The organism is Agromyces sp. PvR057 (assembly GCF_040547485.1).
GTDB lineage: Bacteria > Actinomycetota > Actinomycetes > Actinomycetales > Microbacteriaceae > Agromyces.
This window is the reverse complement of record NZ_JBEPPT010000001.1, coordinates 410638-426492: the sequence shown is the minus strand read 5'-3', so window position 1 is coordinate 426492 and position 15855 is coordinate 410638. Positions and strand designations below refer to the sequence as shown.

General features: G+C 71.4%; 15 protein-coding genes. 8 read left to right on the top strand and 7 right to left on the bottom strand.

Annotated elements, in window-relative coordinates:
* The first annotated feature begins 109 nt into the window (after positions 1-109).
* The 3 genes from ABIC29_RS01920 to ABIC29_RS01910 all read left to right on the top strand — a co-directional run bounded on the left by ABIC29_RS01920 (position 110) and on the right by ABIC29_RS01910 (position 4832).
* The gene (locus ABIC29_RS01920; RefSeq protein WP_354242219.1) at positions 110-1690 is read left to right on the top strand and encodes a CoA-acylating methylmalonate-semialdehyde dehydrogenase; all 1581 of its coding nucleotides are present in this window, start codon (positions 110-112) and stop codon (positions 1688-1690) included.
* 28 nt (positions 1691-1718) lie between these two features.
* On the top strand, positions 1719-3149 hold the full coding sequence (locus ABIC29_RS01915) for an aspartate aminotransferase family protein (RefSeq protein ID WP_354242216.1): 1431 nt from the start codon (positions 1719-1721) through the stop codon (positions 3147-3149).
* Positions 3150-3305: 156 nt separating this feature from the next.
* Positions 3306-4832 (top strand): flavin monoamine oxidase family protein, encoded by a 1527-nt coding sequence (locus ABIC29_RS01910; RefSeq protein WP_354242213.1) that lies wholly within the window; start codon positions 3306-3308, stop codon positions 4830-4832.
* Here ABIC29_RS01910 and ABIC29_RS01905 read toward each other — a convergent pair.
* The 4 genes from ABIC29_RS01905 to ABIC29_RS01890 form a co-directional block, all read right to left on the bottom strand.
* Complete coding sequence (locus tag ABIC29_RS01905; protein ID WP_116080602.1) at positions 4729-5484, bottom strand: Pr6Pr family membrane protein; 756 nt, start codon at positions 5482-5484, stop codon at positions 4729-4731. The two genes, ABIC29_RS01910 and ABIC29_RS01905, sit on opposite strands and share 104 nt — an antisense overlap.
* Before the next feature lie 163 nt (positions 5485-5647).
* Positions 5648-6499, bottom strand: coding sequence for an amino acid ABC transporter ATP-binding protein (locus ABIC29_RS01900; RefSeq protein ID WP_354242209.1), 852 nt, complete (start codon positions 6497-6499; stop codon positions 5648-5650).
* A complete protein-coding gene (locus ABIC29_RS01895; protein ID WP_200921798.1) occupies positions 6486-7154 on the bottom strand; it encodes an amino acid ABC transporter permease in 669 nt (222 codons plus the stop codon). The genes ABIC29_RS01900 and ABIC29_RS01895 overlap by 14 nt, the downstream gene beginning before the upstream one ends.
* Before the next feature lie 112 nt (positions 7155-7266).
* Entirely contained in the window at positions 7267-8073 is an 807-nt protein-coding gene (locus tag ABIC29_RS01890; RefSeq protein ID WP_116080600.1) for an amino acid ABC transporter substrate-binding protein, read from the bottom strand.
* A gap of 295 nt (positions 8074-8368) precedes the next feature.
* On the opposite strand from ABIC29_RS01890, the gene ABIC29_RS01885 reads away from it, so the two are divergent.
* Positions 8369-8698 (top strand): hypothetical protein, encoded by a 330-nt coding sequence (locus ABIC29_RS01885; RefSeq protein WP_116080599.1) that lies wholly within the window; start codon positions 8369-8371, stop codon positions 8696-8698.
* Positions 8699-8764: 66 nt separating this feature from the next.
* On the opposite strand, the gene ABIC29_RS01880 is transcribed toward ABIC29_RS01885, so the two are convergent.
* The 3 genes from ABIC29_RS01880 to ABIC29_RS01870 all read right to left on the bottom strand — a co-directional run bounded on the left by ABIC29_RS01880 (position 8765) and on the right by ABIC29_RS01870 (position 11685).
* Complete coding sequence (locus tag ABIC29_RS01880; protein WP_147309110.1) at positions 8765-9022, bottom strand: hypothetical protein; 258 nt, start codon at positions 9020-9022, stop codon at positions 8765-8767.
* Positions 9023-9164: 142 nt separating this feature from the next.
* Positions 9165-10364, bottom strand: coding sequence for an acyl-CoA dehydrogenase family protein (locus tag ABIC29_RS01875; protein ID WP_502915439.1), 1200 nt, complete (start codon positions 10362-10364; stop codon positions 9165-9167).
* Positions 10365-10470: 106 nt separating this feature from the next.
* Positions 10471-11685: a CaiB/BaiF CoA transferase family protein gene (locus ABIC29_RS01870; protein ID WP_354242203.1), complete on the bottom strand. Its 1215-nt coding sequence runs from the start codon at positions 11683-11685 to the stop codon at positions 10471-10473.
* Between the two features lie 115 nt (positions 11686-11800).
* On the opposite strand from ABIC29_RS01870, the gene ABIC29_RS01865 reads away from it, so the two are divergent.
* From ABIC29_RS01865 to ABIC29_RS01850, 4 genes are all read left to right on the top strand, one after another.
* The gene (locus ABIC29_RS01865) at positions 11801-12571 is read left to right on the top strand and encodes a FadR/GntR family transcriptional regulator (protein WP_354242200.1); all 771 of its coding nucleotides are present in this window, start codon (positions 11801-11803) and stop codon (positions 12569-12571) included.
* Positions 12552-13331 carry a PDC sensor domain-containing protein gene (locus tag ABIC29_RS01860; protein WP_116080596.1) on the top strand — a complete coding sequence of 260 codons (780 nt, stop codon included), beginning with the start codon at positions 12552-12554 and terminating at the stop codon, positions 13329-13331. The genes ABIC29_RS01865 and ABIC29_RS01860 overlap by 20 nt, the downstream gene beginning before the upstream one ends.
* 86 nt (positions 13332-13417) lie before the next feature.
* Positions 13418-14782: an NAD-dependent succinate-semialdehyde dehydrogenase gene (locus ABIC29_RS01855; RefSeq protein WP_354242197.1), complete on the top strand. Its 1365-nt coding sequence runs from the start codon at positions 13418-13420 to the stop codon at positions 14780-14782.
* 349 nt (positions 14783-15131) lie between these two features.
* A complete protein-coding gene (locus ABIC29_RS01850; RefSeq protein WP_354242194.1) occupies positions 15132-15839 on the top strand; it encodes an HAD family hydrolase in 708 nt (235 codons plus the stop codon).
* Positions 15840-15855: the final 16 nt, after the last annotated feature.

Below are 15855 nucleotides of genomic sequence, written 5' to 3'. Positions count from 1 at the left end.
CCTCTGAAAAACTTGGAGCAGTCAGCCTAACCGACGACCGGGCGGAATGTCCGGGCCGAACGCCGCAGTGCGGCCGCGGCATCCGTCTTCCCATCATGAAGGAACCACCATGAGCATCACCGAGACCGCCACGTCGCCCGCGTCGACCCCCGAGACGCCCGTGATCGGGCACTGGGTCGACGGCGCGCTGCGCGCATCGACCTCTGGGCGCACCGCCCCCGTCTACAACCCCGCGACCGGTTCCGTGCAGGCCGAGGTGGCCCTGGCCGACCAGGCCGAGATCGACGCGGCGATCGCCTCGGCGCACGCCGGGTTCCTCGTGTGGAGCGGCTACTCCATCGCGAAGCGGCAGACCGTGCTGTTCTCGTTCCGCGAGCTGCTCAACGCCCGCAAGGGCGAGCTGGCCGCCATCATCACGGCCGAGCACGGCAAGGTCCTCTCCGACGCGATGGGCGAGATCCTGCGCGGCCAGGAGGTCGTCGAGCTCGCCACCGGGTTCCCCAACCTGATCAAGGGCGCCTACTCCGAGAACGCCTCGTCGGGCATCGACGTCTACTCGCTGAAGCAGCCGCTCGGCGTGGTCGGCATCATCAGCCCGTTCAACTTCCCGGCCATGGTGCCGATGTGGTTCTTCCCGATCGCGATCGCCGCCGGCAACGCCGTCGTGCTGAAGCCGAGCGAGAAGGACCCCTCGGCCGCGCTCTGGCTCGCCGAGCTCTGGAAGGAGGCCGGCCTGCCCGACGGCGTGTTCACCGTGCTGCAGGGCGACAAGCTCGCCGTCGACGGCCTGCTCACGTCGCCGCTCGTGCAGTCGATCTCGTTCGTCGGCTCGACGCCGATCGCCCAGTACATCTACGAGACCGCGTCCAAGCACGGCAAGCGGGTGCAGGCGCTCGGCGGGGCGAAGAACCACATGCTCGTGCTGCCCGACGCCGACCTCGACCTCGTCGCCGACCAGGCCGTGAACGCCGGATACGGCGCGGCCGGCGAGCGCTGCATGGCGATCTCGGTCGTGCTCGCCGTCGAGCCGGTCGCCGACGAGCTGATCGCGAAGATCACCGAGCGCATCGCGAAGTTGAAGATCGGCAACGGCGCCGGCGTCGACGCCGGTGACGGCAAGCTCAGTGAGCCCGACATGGGCCCGCTGATCACCGACGTGCACCGCGACAAGGTGACCTCGTACGTCGACATCGCCGAGGCCGACGGCGCGACCATCGTCGTCGACGGCCGCGGACTCACCGTCGACGGCCACGAGGACGGCTTCTTCTTCGGCCCGACGCTGCTCGACCACGTGCCCACCACGTCGCGCGCGTACACGGAAGAGATCTTCGGCCCGGTGCTCTCGATCGTCCGCGTCGCGAGCTACGACGAGGGCCTCGACCTCATCAACTCGGGCCAGTTCGGCAACGGCACCGCGATCTTCACCAACGACGGCGGCGCGGCCCGTCGGTTCCAGACCGAGGTGCAGGTCGGCATGATCGGCATCAACGTGCCGATCCCGGTGCCGGTCGCCTACCACTCGTTCGGCGGATGGAAGCAGTCGCTGTTCGGCGACGCGAAGGCCTACGGCGCCCACGGCTTCGACTTCTTCACGCGCGAGAAGGCCATCACGAGCCGCTGGCTCGACCCGGCGACGCGCGGCGACTCCGCGCACACCGGCATCAACCTGGGCTTCCCCCAGAACCACTGATCCCAGACGCACGAACGAGGCTGCAGACATGACCGACACCCTGACCCACGACCCCCAGACGACGGATGCCGCGGCGCCGACGTTCACCGACCGCGCCGGCGCGCGGCATCCGCTGCCCGACACCGCGGCCGAGGCGCAGGTGCGCGCCGACGACCGCGCGCACGTCTTCCACTCCTGGAGCGCGCAGGCGCTCATCGACCCGCTGCCGATCGCGGCCGGCGAGGGCTCGACGTTCTGGGACTACCAGGGCAACGCGTACCTCGACTTCAGCTCGCAGCTCGTGAACCTGAACCTGGGCCACCAGCACCCCGACCTCGTCGAGGCGATCCAGCAGCAGGCCGGCCGCCTCGCGACGATCCAGCCGTCGATGGCGAACGACGTGCGCGGCGAGCTCGCCCGCCGCATCGCCGAGGTCGCCCCCGGCGACCTCGACAAGGTGTTCTTCACGAACGGCGGCGCCGACGCCAACGAGTACGCGGTGCGCATGGCGCGCGCCGTGACCGGCCGTCGCAAGGTGCTCTCCATGTACCGCAGCTACCACGGCGGAACGGCCACGGCGATCTCGCTCACGGGCGACCCCCGCCGCTGGGCGAACGAGCCCTCCGACGGGTCGGTCGCGCACTTCATGGGCCCGTACGCGTACCGGTCGTCGTTCCACGCCGACAGCCCCGAGCAGGAGGCCGAACGTGCGCTCGCGCACCTCGAGCAGGTCATCACGCTCGAGGGCGCGAACACGATCGCCGCGATCATCCTCGAGACGATCGTCGGCACGAACGGCGTGCTCGTGCCGCCGCCAGGCTACCTCGAGGGCGTCCGCGCGCTGGCCGACAAGTACGGCATCGTCTACATCGCCGACGAGGTGATGGTCGGCTTCGGCCGCGTCGGCGAGTGGTTCGCGGTGAACCACTTCGGCGTCGTGCCCGACCTCATCACGTTCGCGAAGGGCGTGAACTCGGGCTACGCGCCGCTCGGCGGCGTCGTGATCTCCCAGCGCATCGCGGCGCACTTCGACACGGTGGCGTTCGCCGGCGGCCTCACGTACTCGGGGCACCCGCTGGCCTGCGCACCGGGCGTCGCCACGTTCGAGGTGTTCGAGCGCGACGGCATCCTCGAGCGTGTGCGCGACCTCGGCGAGCGCGTCGTCGGTCCCCGCCTGCGCGAGATCGCGGCGAAGCACCCGAGCGTCGGCGAGGTTCGGGGGCTCGGCCTGTTCTGGGCGATCGAGCTCGTGAAGGACCCCGCGACGCGGGAGCCGCTCGTGCCGTTCAACGCCGGCGGCGCGGATGCCGCGCCCATGGGCGCCGTGGCCGCGGCCTGCAAGCGGGCGGGCCTCTGGCCGTTCGTGCACTTCAACCGCCTGCACGTCGCCCCGCCGCTCGTGATCTCCGAGGACGAGCTCGTGCGCGGCCTCGACATCATCGACGAGGCGCTCACGGTCGCCGACTCGTACGTCGTCTGACCTCGCCCACGCCGCCCGAGTTGCCCGATTCCGCTCAGAGAGTCGGGCAACTCGGCGTTCCAGCCGGAGCCGTCGCCCGAGACCGTCAGCCCCGGGCAACCGTGCGTTCAGGGCGGCGTCGTGTGGTGAGCGACGCCCTCGGCTAGCCTGAGTCGCATGGACGAACGGGGCGCGTCGGGCGGGATCCCCCGGCGTACGTTCCTCGCCACGGGTCTCGCCGGAGCCGCCGCGATCGTGCTGGCGAGCTGCTCGTGGAACGACCCGTCGCCCTCGCCGACGCCCACCGCGACTCCCACCCCCACACCTCCGAGCCCATCGGCGGTGCCGCGCCCGACGAACATGCGTCGCTCGGCCTGGGGCACCGATCCGTACTCCCGCGGATCGTTCAGCTTCGCCGAGTTCGGCTCGACCGAGCAGATGCGCACGCGCCTCGCGACGCCGGTCGGAGGTCGCCTCGTGTTCGCCGGCGAGGCGACCTCGTCGCTCGCGCCCGGCACGCTGCAGGGCGCACGGCGCTCAGGCCTCAGGGCGGCGGCCGACATCGTCGAGCTCGCCGAACCGGGCGAGCGCATCGCCGTGGTCGGTGCGGGCCTCGCCGGGCTCACGGCCGCGCGCGAACTCGCCGACCAGGGCTTCGAGGTCGTCGTCATCGAGGCGCGCGACCGCATCGGCGGCCGGGTGCAGTCCATCGTCGACGACGCATTCGGCACCCCGGCAGAGCTCGGCAGCTGGCTCGTCGCCGACGACGACGGCCTCGTCGAGGCGCTCGCCGCGGCATCCGTCGGCACGACCGCGTTCCTCGGCTCACCGGCCGTCGTGCGCGCCGACGGCACCCCCATCGAGCCGTCGCCCGCCGGCGCCGAGGCGCTCGAACGCGCGCACGTCTGGTCGCAGGCCCTCCCCCACGACGTGTCCGTCGCGACGGCGCTGCAGCAGTCTGGCGAGGTCCCGGCATCGGAGACCCCCGGCGACGACGGCGTGAGCCCGGCCGGGTGGCTGCGGCATGCGATCACGGGCGGCCTCGAGCCACTCACGGGCGCCGCGCCCACGGTGGTCTCGGCGCAGCGGTGGGATCCGGCGCCGCTGCTCGAGCCGTTCGGGGCGGACCCCGCCGAGCCCACCACGTTGCGCCTGCCGACGGCACCCATCTCGGGCCTGCTCGACCAGCTGGCCGAAGGCCTCGACATCGTGCTCGCGAGCGCCGTGGCGCAGATCGCGTACGACAACACCCGGGTGAGCCTTCGACTCGACACCGGCGAGTCGCTCACCGTCGACCGCGTCGTCGTGACCCTCCCGCTCGGCGTGCTCAAGACCGATCAGGTGCGATTCCAGCCCGCACTGCCCCGCCCCTACCAGCTCGCGATCTCCCAGCTCGGCATGGGCGTCGTCGACGTCGTGTGGCTCGCCTTCGAGGAGCCGTTCTGGCGAGCGGATGTCGCATCCGACGCCGAGACCGACGACGCCGGCGAGGTCGGCGCCCCGCCCTCCGTGCTGAGCGTGGTCGGCGGGTTCCCGACGGTCGCCCGGTGGATCGACGTGGGCACCGCGACCGGCGCCGGCCAGCCGGTGCTCGTCGGCGTCATCGCCGCGGCGCAGGCGACCAGGCTGGAGCAGCTGTCGGATCAGGACTTCCTGACCGCCGTGCTCGCCGATCTCGAGCCCTTCGCCACAGACGGCGGTTGACGGCCACGAGCGTCGCCGTCAACGCGAGGAAGATCACGAGCACCAGCGCGCACGAGACCACGACGCCGAACACGCTGCCCACCTGCGCCTCATCGAGGAAGAAGTACGGGTACCACCCGACATCCGCACCGCGGATGAGCGTGTAGACCAGCCATCCGACCGGGAACACGAGCACCCAGCCGACCGTCGACCACGGCACGGGCGGGTTCACGCCGAGCACGCTGTCGATCGACCAGGCGACCACCGCGAGGGCCGGCACGACGAAGTGCAGCAGCGTGTCGGACCACGGCACGTCGACCCGGTAGCCGTGCGACGACGACTCCGCGACGATGATCGCGAAGACGATGCCCGAGAGCACGACGTAGACCGTGACCATCGTGCGCAGGATGCCGAGCCACGCCGGATCGCGCGGTGCGCGCAGCGCGAACACCGCCGCGATCGAGAGCGTGGCGACCGCGAGGAACGCCGACTGGATCGTGAAGTAGCTGAAGAAGTTGGCCGTGGCGAAGCTGCGGAATCCCAGCACGTACCGGAAGTTGGCGACGATGGCGACGACTTCGATCGCCGCGATCGCCAGCCGGAACACGCCCAGCAGCATCCGCGCCCGCCGGGTCCGGGCCTCTGGCGAGAGTCCGGTCGTGACGGCGGGCATGCCTCCACGCTACGCGGCCGGACCGCTCTTCGGCTGCACCCCTGCTCGGCCGTGCGCCCCGTTCCCCGGTTTCGATCACGCCGCCCGTCACCTTTTCAGGACCACATCGGTCATACGTGCATATTGCAGCCATGACCGATGTGGTCCTGAAAAGGTGAACGGATCAGTCGAGGGGGCGCAGGATCCGGTCGAGGAAGCGCCGGGTGCGCGGCTCGCGCGGGTTCGTGAAGATGCGTTCGGGCGCACCGCGCTCGACGACCACGCCGCCGTCCATGAACAGCACCTCGTCGGCCACCTGCCGGGCGAAGCCGAGCTCGTGGGTGACGATGACCATGGTCCAGCCCTCGTCGGCGAGCTCCTTGATGACCTTCAGCACCTCGCCGACGAGTTCGGGGTCGAGCGCGCTGGTCGGCTCGTCGAACAGCAGCAGGTCGGGCTTCAGGGCGAGCGCGCGCACGATGCCGACGCGCTGCTGCTGGCCGCCGGACAGCGCGAACGGGTAGGCATCGCGCTTCTCGGCGAGCCCGACGCGGTCGAGGAGCGCCTCGGCCCGGGCGATCGCCTCGGCCTTCGGCACCCGCTGCACCCGCACCGGGCCCTCGACCACGTTCTCGAGCACCGTCATGTGCGGAAAGAGGTTGTGCTGCTGGAACACCATCGCCGAGCGGTCGCGCATCGCGAACCGGCCCTGCTTCGTGACCGTGCCGCCGAAGTCGAGCTCGGGCCCGCCGTCGAAGCTCAGGATGCCGGCGTCGGGCGTCTCGAGTCCGTTCAGCGAGCGCAGCACGGTGGTCTTGCCCGAACCGCTGGGGCCCATCAGCACGACGACCTCGCCGCGTCGGACCTCGAGGTCGATCGAGCGCAGCACCTCGTTGTCGCCGAAGGACTTTCGGATGCCGCGTGCGGTCAGGAGCACCGCATCGTCTGGCGTGGCGCGTGGCGCGAGCGGGTCGTGGCCGCGCGGGTCGTGGCCGGACGGATTCTGGTCGGACGGATCCTGCTCAGACGGCGACATAGCGGTCGAGCCTCCTCTCGATGACGGTCTGCCCGCTCGAGAGCACGAGGCAGAACAGCCAGTAGACGAGTGCGGCCTCGAGGTAGAGCAGCATGAACTCCTGGCTGAACGCCGCGATCTGCTGCGAGACGCGGAACAGCTCGGTCACGAGGATGAGCGACGCGAGCGAGGTGTCCTTCACGAGCGAGATGAAGGTGTTCGACAGCGGCGGCACCGACACGCGCGCGGCCTGCGGCAGGATGATGCGGCGCAGCGTCGTGCCGGACGACATGCCGATCGTGTACCCGGCCTCCCACTGGCCCTTCGGCACCGAGAGGATCGCGGCCCTGATGATCTCGGCGCCGTAGCCGCCGACGTTGAGCGAGAACGCGATGATCGCGCTCGGCCACGGATCGATCACGAGCCCGACCGCGGGCAGGCCGTAGAAGATGACGAACAGCTGCACGAGCAGCGGCGTGCCGCGGATCACCGAGATGAAGAACCTGGCCGCACCCGAGAGCACGCGGTTCTTGGAGAGCCGGGCGAGCGCGACGCCGAGCGCCAGCACCAGGCCGATCGCGAACGAGGCCAGCGCCAGCGGGATCGTGCCGCTCAGCCCGCCCCAGACGATCGGCCAGAACGAGTCGAGGAACAGTTGCCAGCCCGAGGAGTCCACGTCGGCCACCCCTTCCGCTCAGGCGAGTGCGACCGCGTGCGCCGCGAGCGCGCCCGCCTGAGCGGACGCGCTCGCGCGACGCGATGCACTCGCGCGCTTGTTCTGGAAGGTACTACTCCGAGACGTCGGCGCCGAAGTACTTCTGGCCGATCTCGGCGAGCGTGCCGTCGGCGCGCAGGGTCTCGAGGGCCTCGTCGACGGCCTTCACGAGGTCGGTCTTGTCCTTCGTGAACGCGAGGGCGCTCTTGCTGGGGTCGGTCTCGGCGACGGCCTCGAGCTTCGCGTCGGGGTTGGTCTTCACGTAGTCGAGGAAGGTCAGCTTGTCGTTGACGGTCGCGTCGACGCGGCCCTGCTCGAGCAGCGCGACGGCCTGGGCCCAGCCCTCGACGGCCTCGACCTTCGCGCCGGCGTCGACGGCGAGCTGGTAGAAGTTGCTCGTGAGCGACTGCGCGGTGGTCTTGCCGGCCAGGTCGTCGAAGCTCGAGATCGAGGTGTCGCCCTCGTTCACCACGACGACGCTCGGCGACACCGTGTACGGCGTGCTGAAGAGATAGGACTCCTCGCGCTCGGGGTTGATCGAGACCTGGTTGGCGATGACGTCGAAGCGGCCGGCATCCAGGCCCGCGAAGATCGCGTCCCACTGGGTCTCCTGGAACTCGATCTCGAGGCCGAGCTCGTCGGCGACGGCCTCGGCGATCTCGACGTCGTAGCCGACCAGGTCGCCCGACCCCTCGTCGTGGAAGGTGAACGGACGGTACGTGCCCTCGGTCGCGACCGTGAGCGTGCCGGCCTTGACGAGTCCGTACTCGTCGTCGCCGGCGTCGTCGCTCGCCGCGGTCGTGCCGCTCGAGCAGGCCGCGAGGGCGAGGACGGCGGCGGATGCGGCGGCGAGGCCGAGGATGCTGCGGGCGCGTGACATGCGGTGGTGCTCCGTTTCGTGGGGATGGCATCGTGTGCCTGGACCGTGTTCGGTCGACTGGTGCGTGGTCGCTCCGTCGTGAAGAGTCCATCACGCGGACGACGCAAGGTGAAACCGGATGACCCCCGGTTGCATTCCCCGGGGACGCCCACCATGACATGCGTCTCGCGGAATACACGGAACCTGAGGCTCCGCGCAACCCCTCGCAGCGGAAATGCGGCCGCCGCTAGTGTTCTGAACCGACGGAACCCCGTCCGTCGCCCCGGTGTCACCCGCACCACCCGAAAGGAACCTCATGATCACCCTGACCTGGCTCCTGCTCATCGCCCTCATCGGCGGAATCCTCGCCCTCGTCGACGGCATCCTCCGACTCCGCGCCCGCGGCGGCTCGACCGTCGTCGGCGTCATCGAGGTCATCGTCGCGGCACTGTTCCTGCTCGCGTTCTTCGTGCCCGGCATCCCGTGGGGCGCCGTCGTGCTCGGCGTCGCGACGCTCATCGCCCTCGTCGTCGCCCTGTTCCTCGGCGGCCGCACAGGCCGTGGCATCACCCTGGCCGCCGTGGTCGTCATCGCGATCTGGCTCGTGCTCGTCAACCAGTGGATCGTGGTGCCCGGCCTCAACTGACGCCGCACCGCACGCACGAAGGGCGCCCGGGAATCCTCCCGGGCGCCCTTCGGCGTCTGCGACGGACTACGCCGCGTCGTGCCCGCTCGCCCAGGCGAGCGCCTCCACGGCGTCGATGCCGAGTTCCGGATGCCGCGTGCGGAACTCCGCCGAGCATCCGCCGTAGTCGGCCTCGAGGCGGCGGGCGGCCATGGCGAGTGCCGGGCCGGCCGTTGCGCCGAACCTGGCGATGACGCGGGCATCGTCGCGGACCGGAACAGGGGCGGTGCCCCATCCGGTCCACTCGACGACGGCGCGGGTGAGTCGAGGCTCCATTGCCTTCATGACGGCTCCTTGATGGTGGTGCGGTTGTGGTGCGGTTGTGCGGGTGCGGTTGTGCGGGTGCGGTTGTGCGGGGTTGCGGTTCTCGTGCAGTGGTGTCGGTGGCGTCGGCGGCGTGCCGGGGTGCCGGTGATTCGCCCGGCCGTCAGAACGCGGCGATGCCCGTGAGGGCGCGCCCCAGCACGAGCTGGTGGATCTCGTCGGTGCCCTCGTAGGTGCGCACCGACTCCAGGTTCGCCGCGTGCCGCATGACGGGGAACGCGTTCGTGATGCCGTCGCCCGCGAGGATCGAACGCGCCTGGTGCGCGATCTCGAGCGCCTCGCGCACGCTGTTCAGCTTGCCGACGGAGATCTGCGCGGGCGTGAGCGCCCCGCGCTCCTTGAGGCGCCCGAGGTGCAGGGCGAGCAGCACGCCCTTCTCGAACTCGACGAACATGTCGGCGAGCTTGGCCTGGGTGAGCTGGTTCGCGCCGATCGGCTTGCCGAACACCTCGCGCGTCATCGAGCGCTCGAGCGCGGCCTCGAGGCACGAGCGGGCGGCGCCCATCGCACCCCAGACGATGCCGTAACGCGCCTCGTTGAGGCAGCCGAACGGTCCGGAGAGTCCGGAGACCCCCGGCAGCATCGCGTCGGCGGGCACGCGCACGCCCTCGAAGTCGATGTCGCACTGCACCGACGCGCGCATCGAGAGCTTGCCGTCGATCGGGGTCGCCGTGAAGCCGGCCGTCGAGGTCGGCACGAGGAACCCGCGCACGGCGCTGGCACCCGTTCCGTACGAACCGAAGGGGTCCTCGACGCGCGCCCACACGACGGCGACGTCGGCGAGCGAGGCGAGGCCGATCCAGCGCTTGGCCCCGTCGATCACCCACTCGTCGCCGTCGCGCCGCGCGACCGTGGTCATGGCCGCGGGGTCGCTGCCGCCCTGGGGCTCGGTCAGCGCGAAGCATCCGATCAGGTCGCCTGCGGCCATGCCCGGAAGCCACCGCTGCTTCTGCTCCTCGGAGCCGTACTTGTGGATCGCGCTCATCGCGAGCGAGCCCTGCACCGACACGAACGTGCGCCAGCCGCTGTCGGCGGCCTCGAGCTCGAGGCACACGAGCCCGTACGCCACGGCGCCCGCGCCGGCGCATCCGTAGCCCTCCAGGTGCATGCCGAGGAACCCGGCGTCGCCCATGACCTTCACGAGCTCGCGGCGGAAGTGCTTGTGCTCGAAGTCGTCCTCGATGATCGGCAGGATGCGCTCCTGGGCGACCGTGCGCGCACGCTGCTGCCATTCGCGCTCCTCGTCGGTGAGGAGGGCGTCGAGGTCGAACACCGTGTCGATGCGGGGGGCGATGGCGGTCATGCGTGCGGTCCTTCCGAGGGGTGGTGCGGGTCGAGCGGATGTCGGTTTCGGTGCGGTCGGGTCTTGCGGCCAGGTCTTGCGGTCAGGTCTCGATACGGCTGACGGCCTATTCGACCGCCGGGCGCGGATGCCAGTCGGCGCCCGCGTGCTCGTCGAGCGCGGGCGGCGGCGTGCGGTACTCGGCGGGGGTCGCCGCGAGGTGGATGGGGTTGGCGATCGAGCGGCTGACGTGCTCGCCGTCGTCCGAGGCGGCGTCGCCCGCAGTGCGCCGCGTCTCGGCGATCGGCTCGAGTCCGAGCGCCTCGGCGAACGCGATGGCCTCGGCCACGTCGTTCACGAGTCCGGCCGGCACGCTCGCGGCGGCCAGCTCGTCGATCCAGTGCGCAGCGGATGCCGCGGCGAGCCGCTCCTCGATGATCGCCGTCAGCTCGGCACGGTGCGCGACGCGCGAGGCGTTCGTCGCGAAGCGCGGGTCGTCGGCGAGTCCGGGCCCGGCGAGCCCGAGCACGCCGGCGAGCGCCCGGAACTGCTTGTCGTTGCCGACGGCGATGACGAGCTCGCGATCCTCGGCCTTGAAGACGGCGTACGGCGCGATGCTCGGGTGCGCGTTGCCGAGTCGCTGGGGCGGCGTGCCCGTCGCGAGGGTCGAGGCGGCCTGGTTCGTGAGCGCGGAGAGCAGGCTGCCGAGCAGGTCGACCTCGACGAGCTGGCCCAGCCCGGTGCGGTCGCGCTCGCGCAGCGCGAGCAGGATCCCGGCGAGCGCGTTCTGCCCGGTGAGCACGTCGACGAGGGCGACGCCGGCCTTGGCGGGCTCGCCGTCGGGCGCGCCCGTGATCGACATGAGTCCGCCGACGGCCTGCACGAGCAGGTCGTACCCGGCCAGGGCGGCACCCCGGCCGGCGCCGAAGCCCGTGATCGAGCAGTACACGACGCCCGGGTTGCGCGCTCGCACGTCGTCGTAGGCGAGCCCGAACCTGGCCATGACGCCGGGCCGGAAGTTCTCGATGACGACGTCGGCCGAGGCGGCGAGCCTGCGGGCCTCGGCCAGGCCCGCGGCATCCGTCAGGTCGAGCGCGACCGACCGCTTGTTGCGGTTGACGCCGCCGAAGTAGGTGGCCTGCCCCGTCGCGTCGACGGGCGGGGTCCAGTGCCGGGTGTCGTCGCCGGCCGGCGGTTCGACCTTCACGACGTCGGCGCCGAAGTCGGCGAGCATCATGGTCGCGTACGGGCCGGCCAGCACGCGCGAGAAGTCGGCGATGCGGATGCCTCCGAGCACCCCTCGGGGCGCGGCATGCCGGGTCTCCTGGCGCTCGTCGTGCATCGCTTCCGCCTTCGCAGGTGTGGAGCGGCATCGATGCCGCTCGAATTCATCCTATCTTGAATGATTTCACCGCGAGCCGCCAGCCGCGCCCGCGTCGCTCGGCTAGCCTGAGCAGATGGAATCGAGGGTGGGCCCCGGCGCGCGCGAGGCCGTGTTCGCCCAGCTCGCCGACACGGGCCGGGCCGAACAGGTCGCCCAGCGCCTCACCGACGGCATCGTGCTCGGCGTACTGGGCCCCGGCGAACGCCTGCCGAGCGAGCCCGAACTCGCCCGCCGCTTCGGCGTCGCGCTCATCACGGTGCGCGAGGGCCTCGGCATCCTCCGTGAGGCCGGACTCGTGCAGACCCGCCGCGGGCGCGACGGCGGCAGCTTCGTCACCGCGGTCGACGACGATCACCACGCGCTCATCGCCGCGCGGCTCCGCTCGCTCGCCCAGGTCGAGCTCAGCGACATGGCCGTGTACTTCGGCGCCATCCTCGCGGGTGCGGCCGAACGAGCCGCCGAACGAGCGTCGGCCGGCGACGCCGAGCGGCTCGCGGCCTGGCTCGCCGCCTCGGAGTTCGACACCGCGGCATCCGCCCGCACGAACCAGGGCGGATTCTTCCTCGAGGTCGCGGTGCTCAGCCAGTCGGCGAGGCTCGTGCGCGAGCAGATCCGCCTGCAGGCCGAGTTCGGCCCGTTGCTGCTGCTCGGACTCGACGACGCGCAGCAGCGAGCGGATGCCGCGGCCCACGACCGTCGCATCGTACGCGCGGTGGCCGCGCATCGCCCCGCGAAGGCGCGCGAGGCGGCCGGCGACCTGCTCCGCGGCCTCACCGTGCCGCTCCTCGCCGCGAAGGCCCGCATCGAACGCGGAGGTGTGCTCGATGCCCCGCTCACCGCGTGACGTCGCGACCGCCGTCGGCGACGTGTTCGCCGGCGTCTTCGACCAGCTCGCCGCCTGGCGCACGCCCGTCGAGCAGGTCATCGACGCCTCCCCCGAGACCCGGCCCGCCGAGATCGACCAGGTCGTCGCCTCGCTCGTGCTCCCCCGGCTCACCGAGCCCGAGCCGCTCCTCGTCGGCGCGGGGTTCATCGCCGACGGCGAGATCGTGCGCGGCCGCGACGTGCACTTCGCGTGGTGGCTCGGCCCGCTCGACGCGAACCCCGTGCTCGGCTCGACGACCGAGCCGACCCGCCTCGACCTCACGACCCGCGGCTACACCGAGTACCTGCGCGACTTCCGAGCGCTCGAGTGGTACCGCATCCCCGCGACCACCCGGCACGCGCACGTCACCGGCCCCTACGTCGACCACCTCTGCACCTGCGACTACATCCTCACGCTCACCATGCCGGTGCATGCGACGGATGCCGCCGGCACGGCCGGGAGCGGCGAGGCCGGCGAGTCCGGCGAACCGCGCATGGTCGGCGTCATCGGGGCGGATGTCGCGGTGCGCCGCCTCGAACGCGAGCTCCTCGCCGCGTTCCTCGACGTCGACGTGCCGCTCGCCCTCGTGAACGACGAGGGCCGTGTCGTGCTCTCGACCGAGCCGGCGCTGCAGGTCGGCCAGCTCGCGCCCGTCCTGCCTGCGGATGCCCTCGTCGAGCCGTGTCCCGGCACGCCCCTGCGCGTGCTCGTCAACCCCCTCGCATCCGGGTCGAACTGAATCATTCGTTGTTATATCTTTGAGGTGAGCGTAGGCACCGAGGCAGACGAAGCTCTGCGTGCGTGCACCCGATAAGGAGAAACCCCATGAGCTATGCCGTGATCAATCCCGCCACGGGCGAGACGGTCAAGTCCTTCGACACGATCACCGACGAGGGCCTGCAGGCCGCGATCGCCAAGGCGACCGACGCGCACCGCACCTGGTCGAAGAACACCACGGTCGCCGAGCGCGCCGCCCTCATCCGCCGCGTGGCCGAGCTGCACAACGAGCGCGCCCAGGCGCTCGGCGAGATCATCGTCCGCGAGATGGGCAAGCCCATCGAGCAGGCGGTCGGCGAGGTCGAGTTCGCCGCCGCGATCTACGAGTACTACGCCGACCACGCCGAGTCCCTGCTCGCCGACGAGAAGATCGACCTGCTGGCCGGCGAGGGCTCGGCCCTCATCCGCCGGTCGTCGCTCGGCCCGCTGCTCGGCATCATGCCGTGGAACTTCCCGTTCTACCAGGTGGCCCGCTTCGCCGGCCCGAACCTCATCATCGGCAACACGATCCTGCTCAAGCACGCCGAGCAGTGCCCCGAGTCGTCCGCCGCGATGGAGCAGATCTTCCTCGACGCCGGGTTCCCCGAGGGCGCGTACGTCAACATCTACGCCTCGCACGACCAGATCGAGCAGGTCATCGCCGACCCGCGCGTGCAGGGCGTCTCGCTCACCGGCTCCGAGCGCGCCGGCGCCGCGGTCGCCGAGATCGCCGGCCGCCACCTGAAGAAGGTCGTGCTCGAGCTCGGCGGCTCCGACCCGTTCATCCTGCTCTCGACCGACGACCTCGACGCGACCGTCGAGGCCGCCGTGTTCGCCCGCGTCGACAACAACGGCCAGGCCTGCAACGCCGCCAAGCGCTTCATCGTCGTCGAGGACCTCTACGAGCCGTTCCTCGAGAAGTTCACCGCCGCGATGAACGCCGTCGAGGAGGGCGACCCGTCGAAGGAGGGCACCGCCCTCGGCCCGCTCTCGTCGGCCAAGGCCGCCGACGGCCTCGCCGACCAGGTCGACCGTGCCGTCGCGCAGGGCGCGACCCTGCACGCGGGCGGCGCCCGCAACGGCAACTACTACTCGGCCACCATCCTCACCGACGTCAAGCCCGGCTCCGACGCGTTCCACGAGGAGTTCTTCGGCCCGGTCGCGCAGGTGTTCAAGGTCGCCGATGAAGACGCCGCGATCGAGCTCGCGAACGACACCCCGTTCGGCCTCGGCTCGTACGTGTTCACGACCGACGACGAGCAGGCCCTGCGCGTCGCCGACAGGATCGAGGCCGGCATGGTCTTCGTGAACGTCGTCGGGGCCGACGGCGCCGAGCTGCCCTTCGGCGGCGTCAAGCGCTCCGGCTCGGGCCGCGAGCTCGGCCGCTTCGGCGCCGACGAGTTCGTCAACAAGAAGATGATCCGCATCGGCTGACCTTCGCCGAACGGCTCGCACGAGCGAGCGGATGCCCCGGGGCCGGCCGATGCACGTCGGTCGCCCCGGGGCATCCGTCGTCTTCGCCCCCGCCCCTCTCCTCCCTCGCCCCTCGCCCCTCGCCCCTCGTCCCTCGCCCCTCGCCCCTCGCCGCCGACACTCCGTGCAACCACCGCGAGTGGTCACGATCTGCGGCCATCGGCGCCGCTGAGGCGGCCGAACGCGACCGCTCGACGAGGCAGGCCCGGCGTGTCGCCCGTGCGGCGTGTCGCCCGTGCGGCGCGCCGAGGGCTGGACCACGCGCCTCCGCCGCAGCGGCGCACGCCGCATGCCCGGTAACGTCGATCGGGTGCCCTCTCCCGCGCAGCGTTTCCAGGCCGTCCTCTTCGACTGCGACGGCGTGCTCGTCGATTCGGAGACGATCACGAACGGCGTGCTGCGCGTCATGTTGCACGAACTCGGCTGGCCGATCGGCGTCGAGGAGTGCGTCGACCGCTTCATCGGCCGCGCCCTGAGCGACGAGTTCGACGTGATCGAGGAGCACACGGGCGTGCGACCCGACCAGGCGTGGCTGCTCGAGTTCCGTGCACGCCGCAATGCCGCGCTCGCGGCCGACCTCCAGCCGATCGATGGCGCGGTCAGGGCGGTCACGTCCATCGCGGCCGCGTTCGACGGACGCACCGCCTGCGCCTCCGGCGCCGATCGGGCGAAGATCGAGCTGCAGCTGACGAAGGTCGGGCTGGCCGACGCGTTCGGCGAGCACGTGTACAGCGGCATGGAGACGCCCCGCAGCAAGCCGGCGCCCGACGTGTACCTTGCCGCCGCCGCCGGTCTGGGCGTCGACCCCCGCGCGTGCGCCGTCGTGGAGGACACGGTCGCCGGCGTGACGGCCGGCGTCACCGCGGGGGCGACGGTCTTCGCGTTCGCACCAGGCGGACTCGTCTCCACGAGCCCCGAGGCCCTGGCCGCGGCGGGCGCGACGCGCGTGTTCACGAGCATGGCGGAGCTGCCCGGACTCCTCTCCCCCACGCCGCGCCGGCCCGACGACCGCAGCTGAGACGGCTGCCGTCCCC

Bases quoted from the DNA above. Each gene is read 5' to 3' on its own strand.
- ABIC29_RS01900 (WP_354242209.1), bottom strand. From the start codon at position 6,499: ATGTCGCCGTCTGAGCAGGATCCGTCCGACCAGAATCCGTCCGGCCAC.
- ABIC29_RS01880 (WP_147309110.1), bottom strand. From the start codon at position 9,022: ATGAAGGCAATGGAGCCTCGACTCACCCGCGCCGTCGTCGAGTGGACC.
- ABIC29_RS01910 (WP_354242213.1), top strand. From the start codon at position 3,306: ATGGACGAACGGGGCGCGTCGGGCGGGATCCCCCGGCGTACGTTCCTC.
- ABIC29_RS01905 (WP_116080602.1), bottom strand. From the start codon at position 5,484: ATGCCCGCCGTCACGACCGGACTCTCGCCAGAGGCCCGGACCCGGCGG.
- ABIC29_RS01870 (WP_354242203.1), bottom strand. From the start codon at position 11,685: ATGCACGACGAGCGCCAGGAGACCCGGCATGCCGCGCCCCGAGGGGTG.
- ABIC29_RS01860 (WP_116080596.1), top strand. From the start codon at position 12,552: ATGCCCCGCTCACCGCGTGACGTCGCGACCGCCGTCGGCGACGTGTTC.
- ABIC29_RS01865 (WP_354242200.1), top strand. From the start codon at position 11,801: ATGGAATCGAGGGTGGGCCCCGGCGCGCGCGAGGCCGTGTTCGCCCAG.
- ABIC29_RS01920 (WP_354242219.1), top strand. From the start codon at position 110: ATGAGCATCACCGAGACCGCCACGTCGCCCGCGTCGACCCCCGAGACG.
- ABIC29_RS01855 (WP_354242197.1), top strand. From the start codon at position 13,418: ATGAGCTATGCCGTGATCAATCCCGCCACGGGCGAGACGGTCAAGTCC.
- ABIC29_RS01875 (WP_502915439.1), bottom strand. From the start codon at position 10,364: ATGACCGCCATCGCCCCCCGCATCGACACGGTGTTCGACCTCGACGCC.
- ABIC29_RS01885 (WP_116080599.1), top strand. From the start codon at position 8,369: ATGATCACCCTGACCTGGCTCCTGCTCATCGCCCTCATCGGCGGAATC.
- ABIC29_RS01915 (WP_354242216.1), top strand. From the start codon at position 1,719: ATGACCGACACCCTGACCCACGACCCCCAGACGACGGATGCCGCGGCG.
- ABIC29_RS01890 (WP_116080600.1), bottom strand. From the start codon at position 8,073: ATGTCACGCGCCCGCAGCATCCTCGGCCTCGCCGCCGCATCCGCCGCC.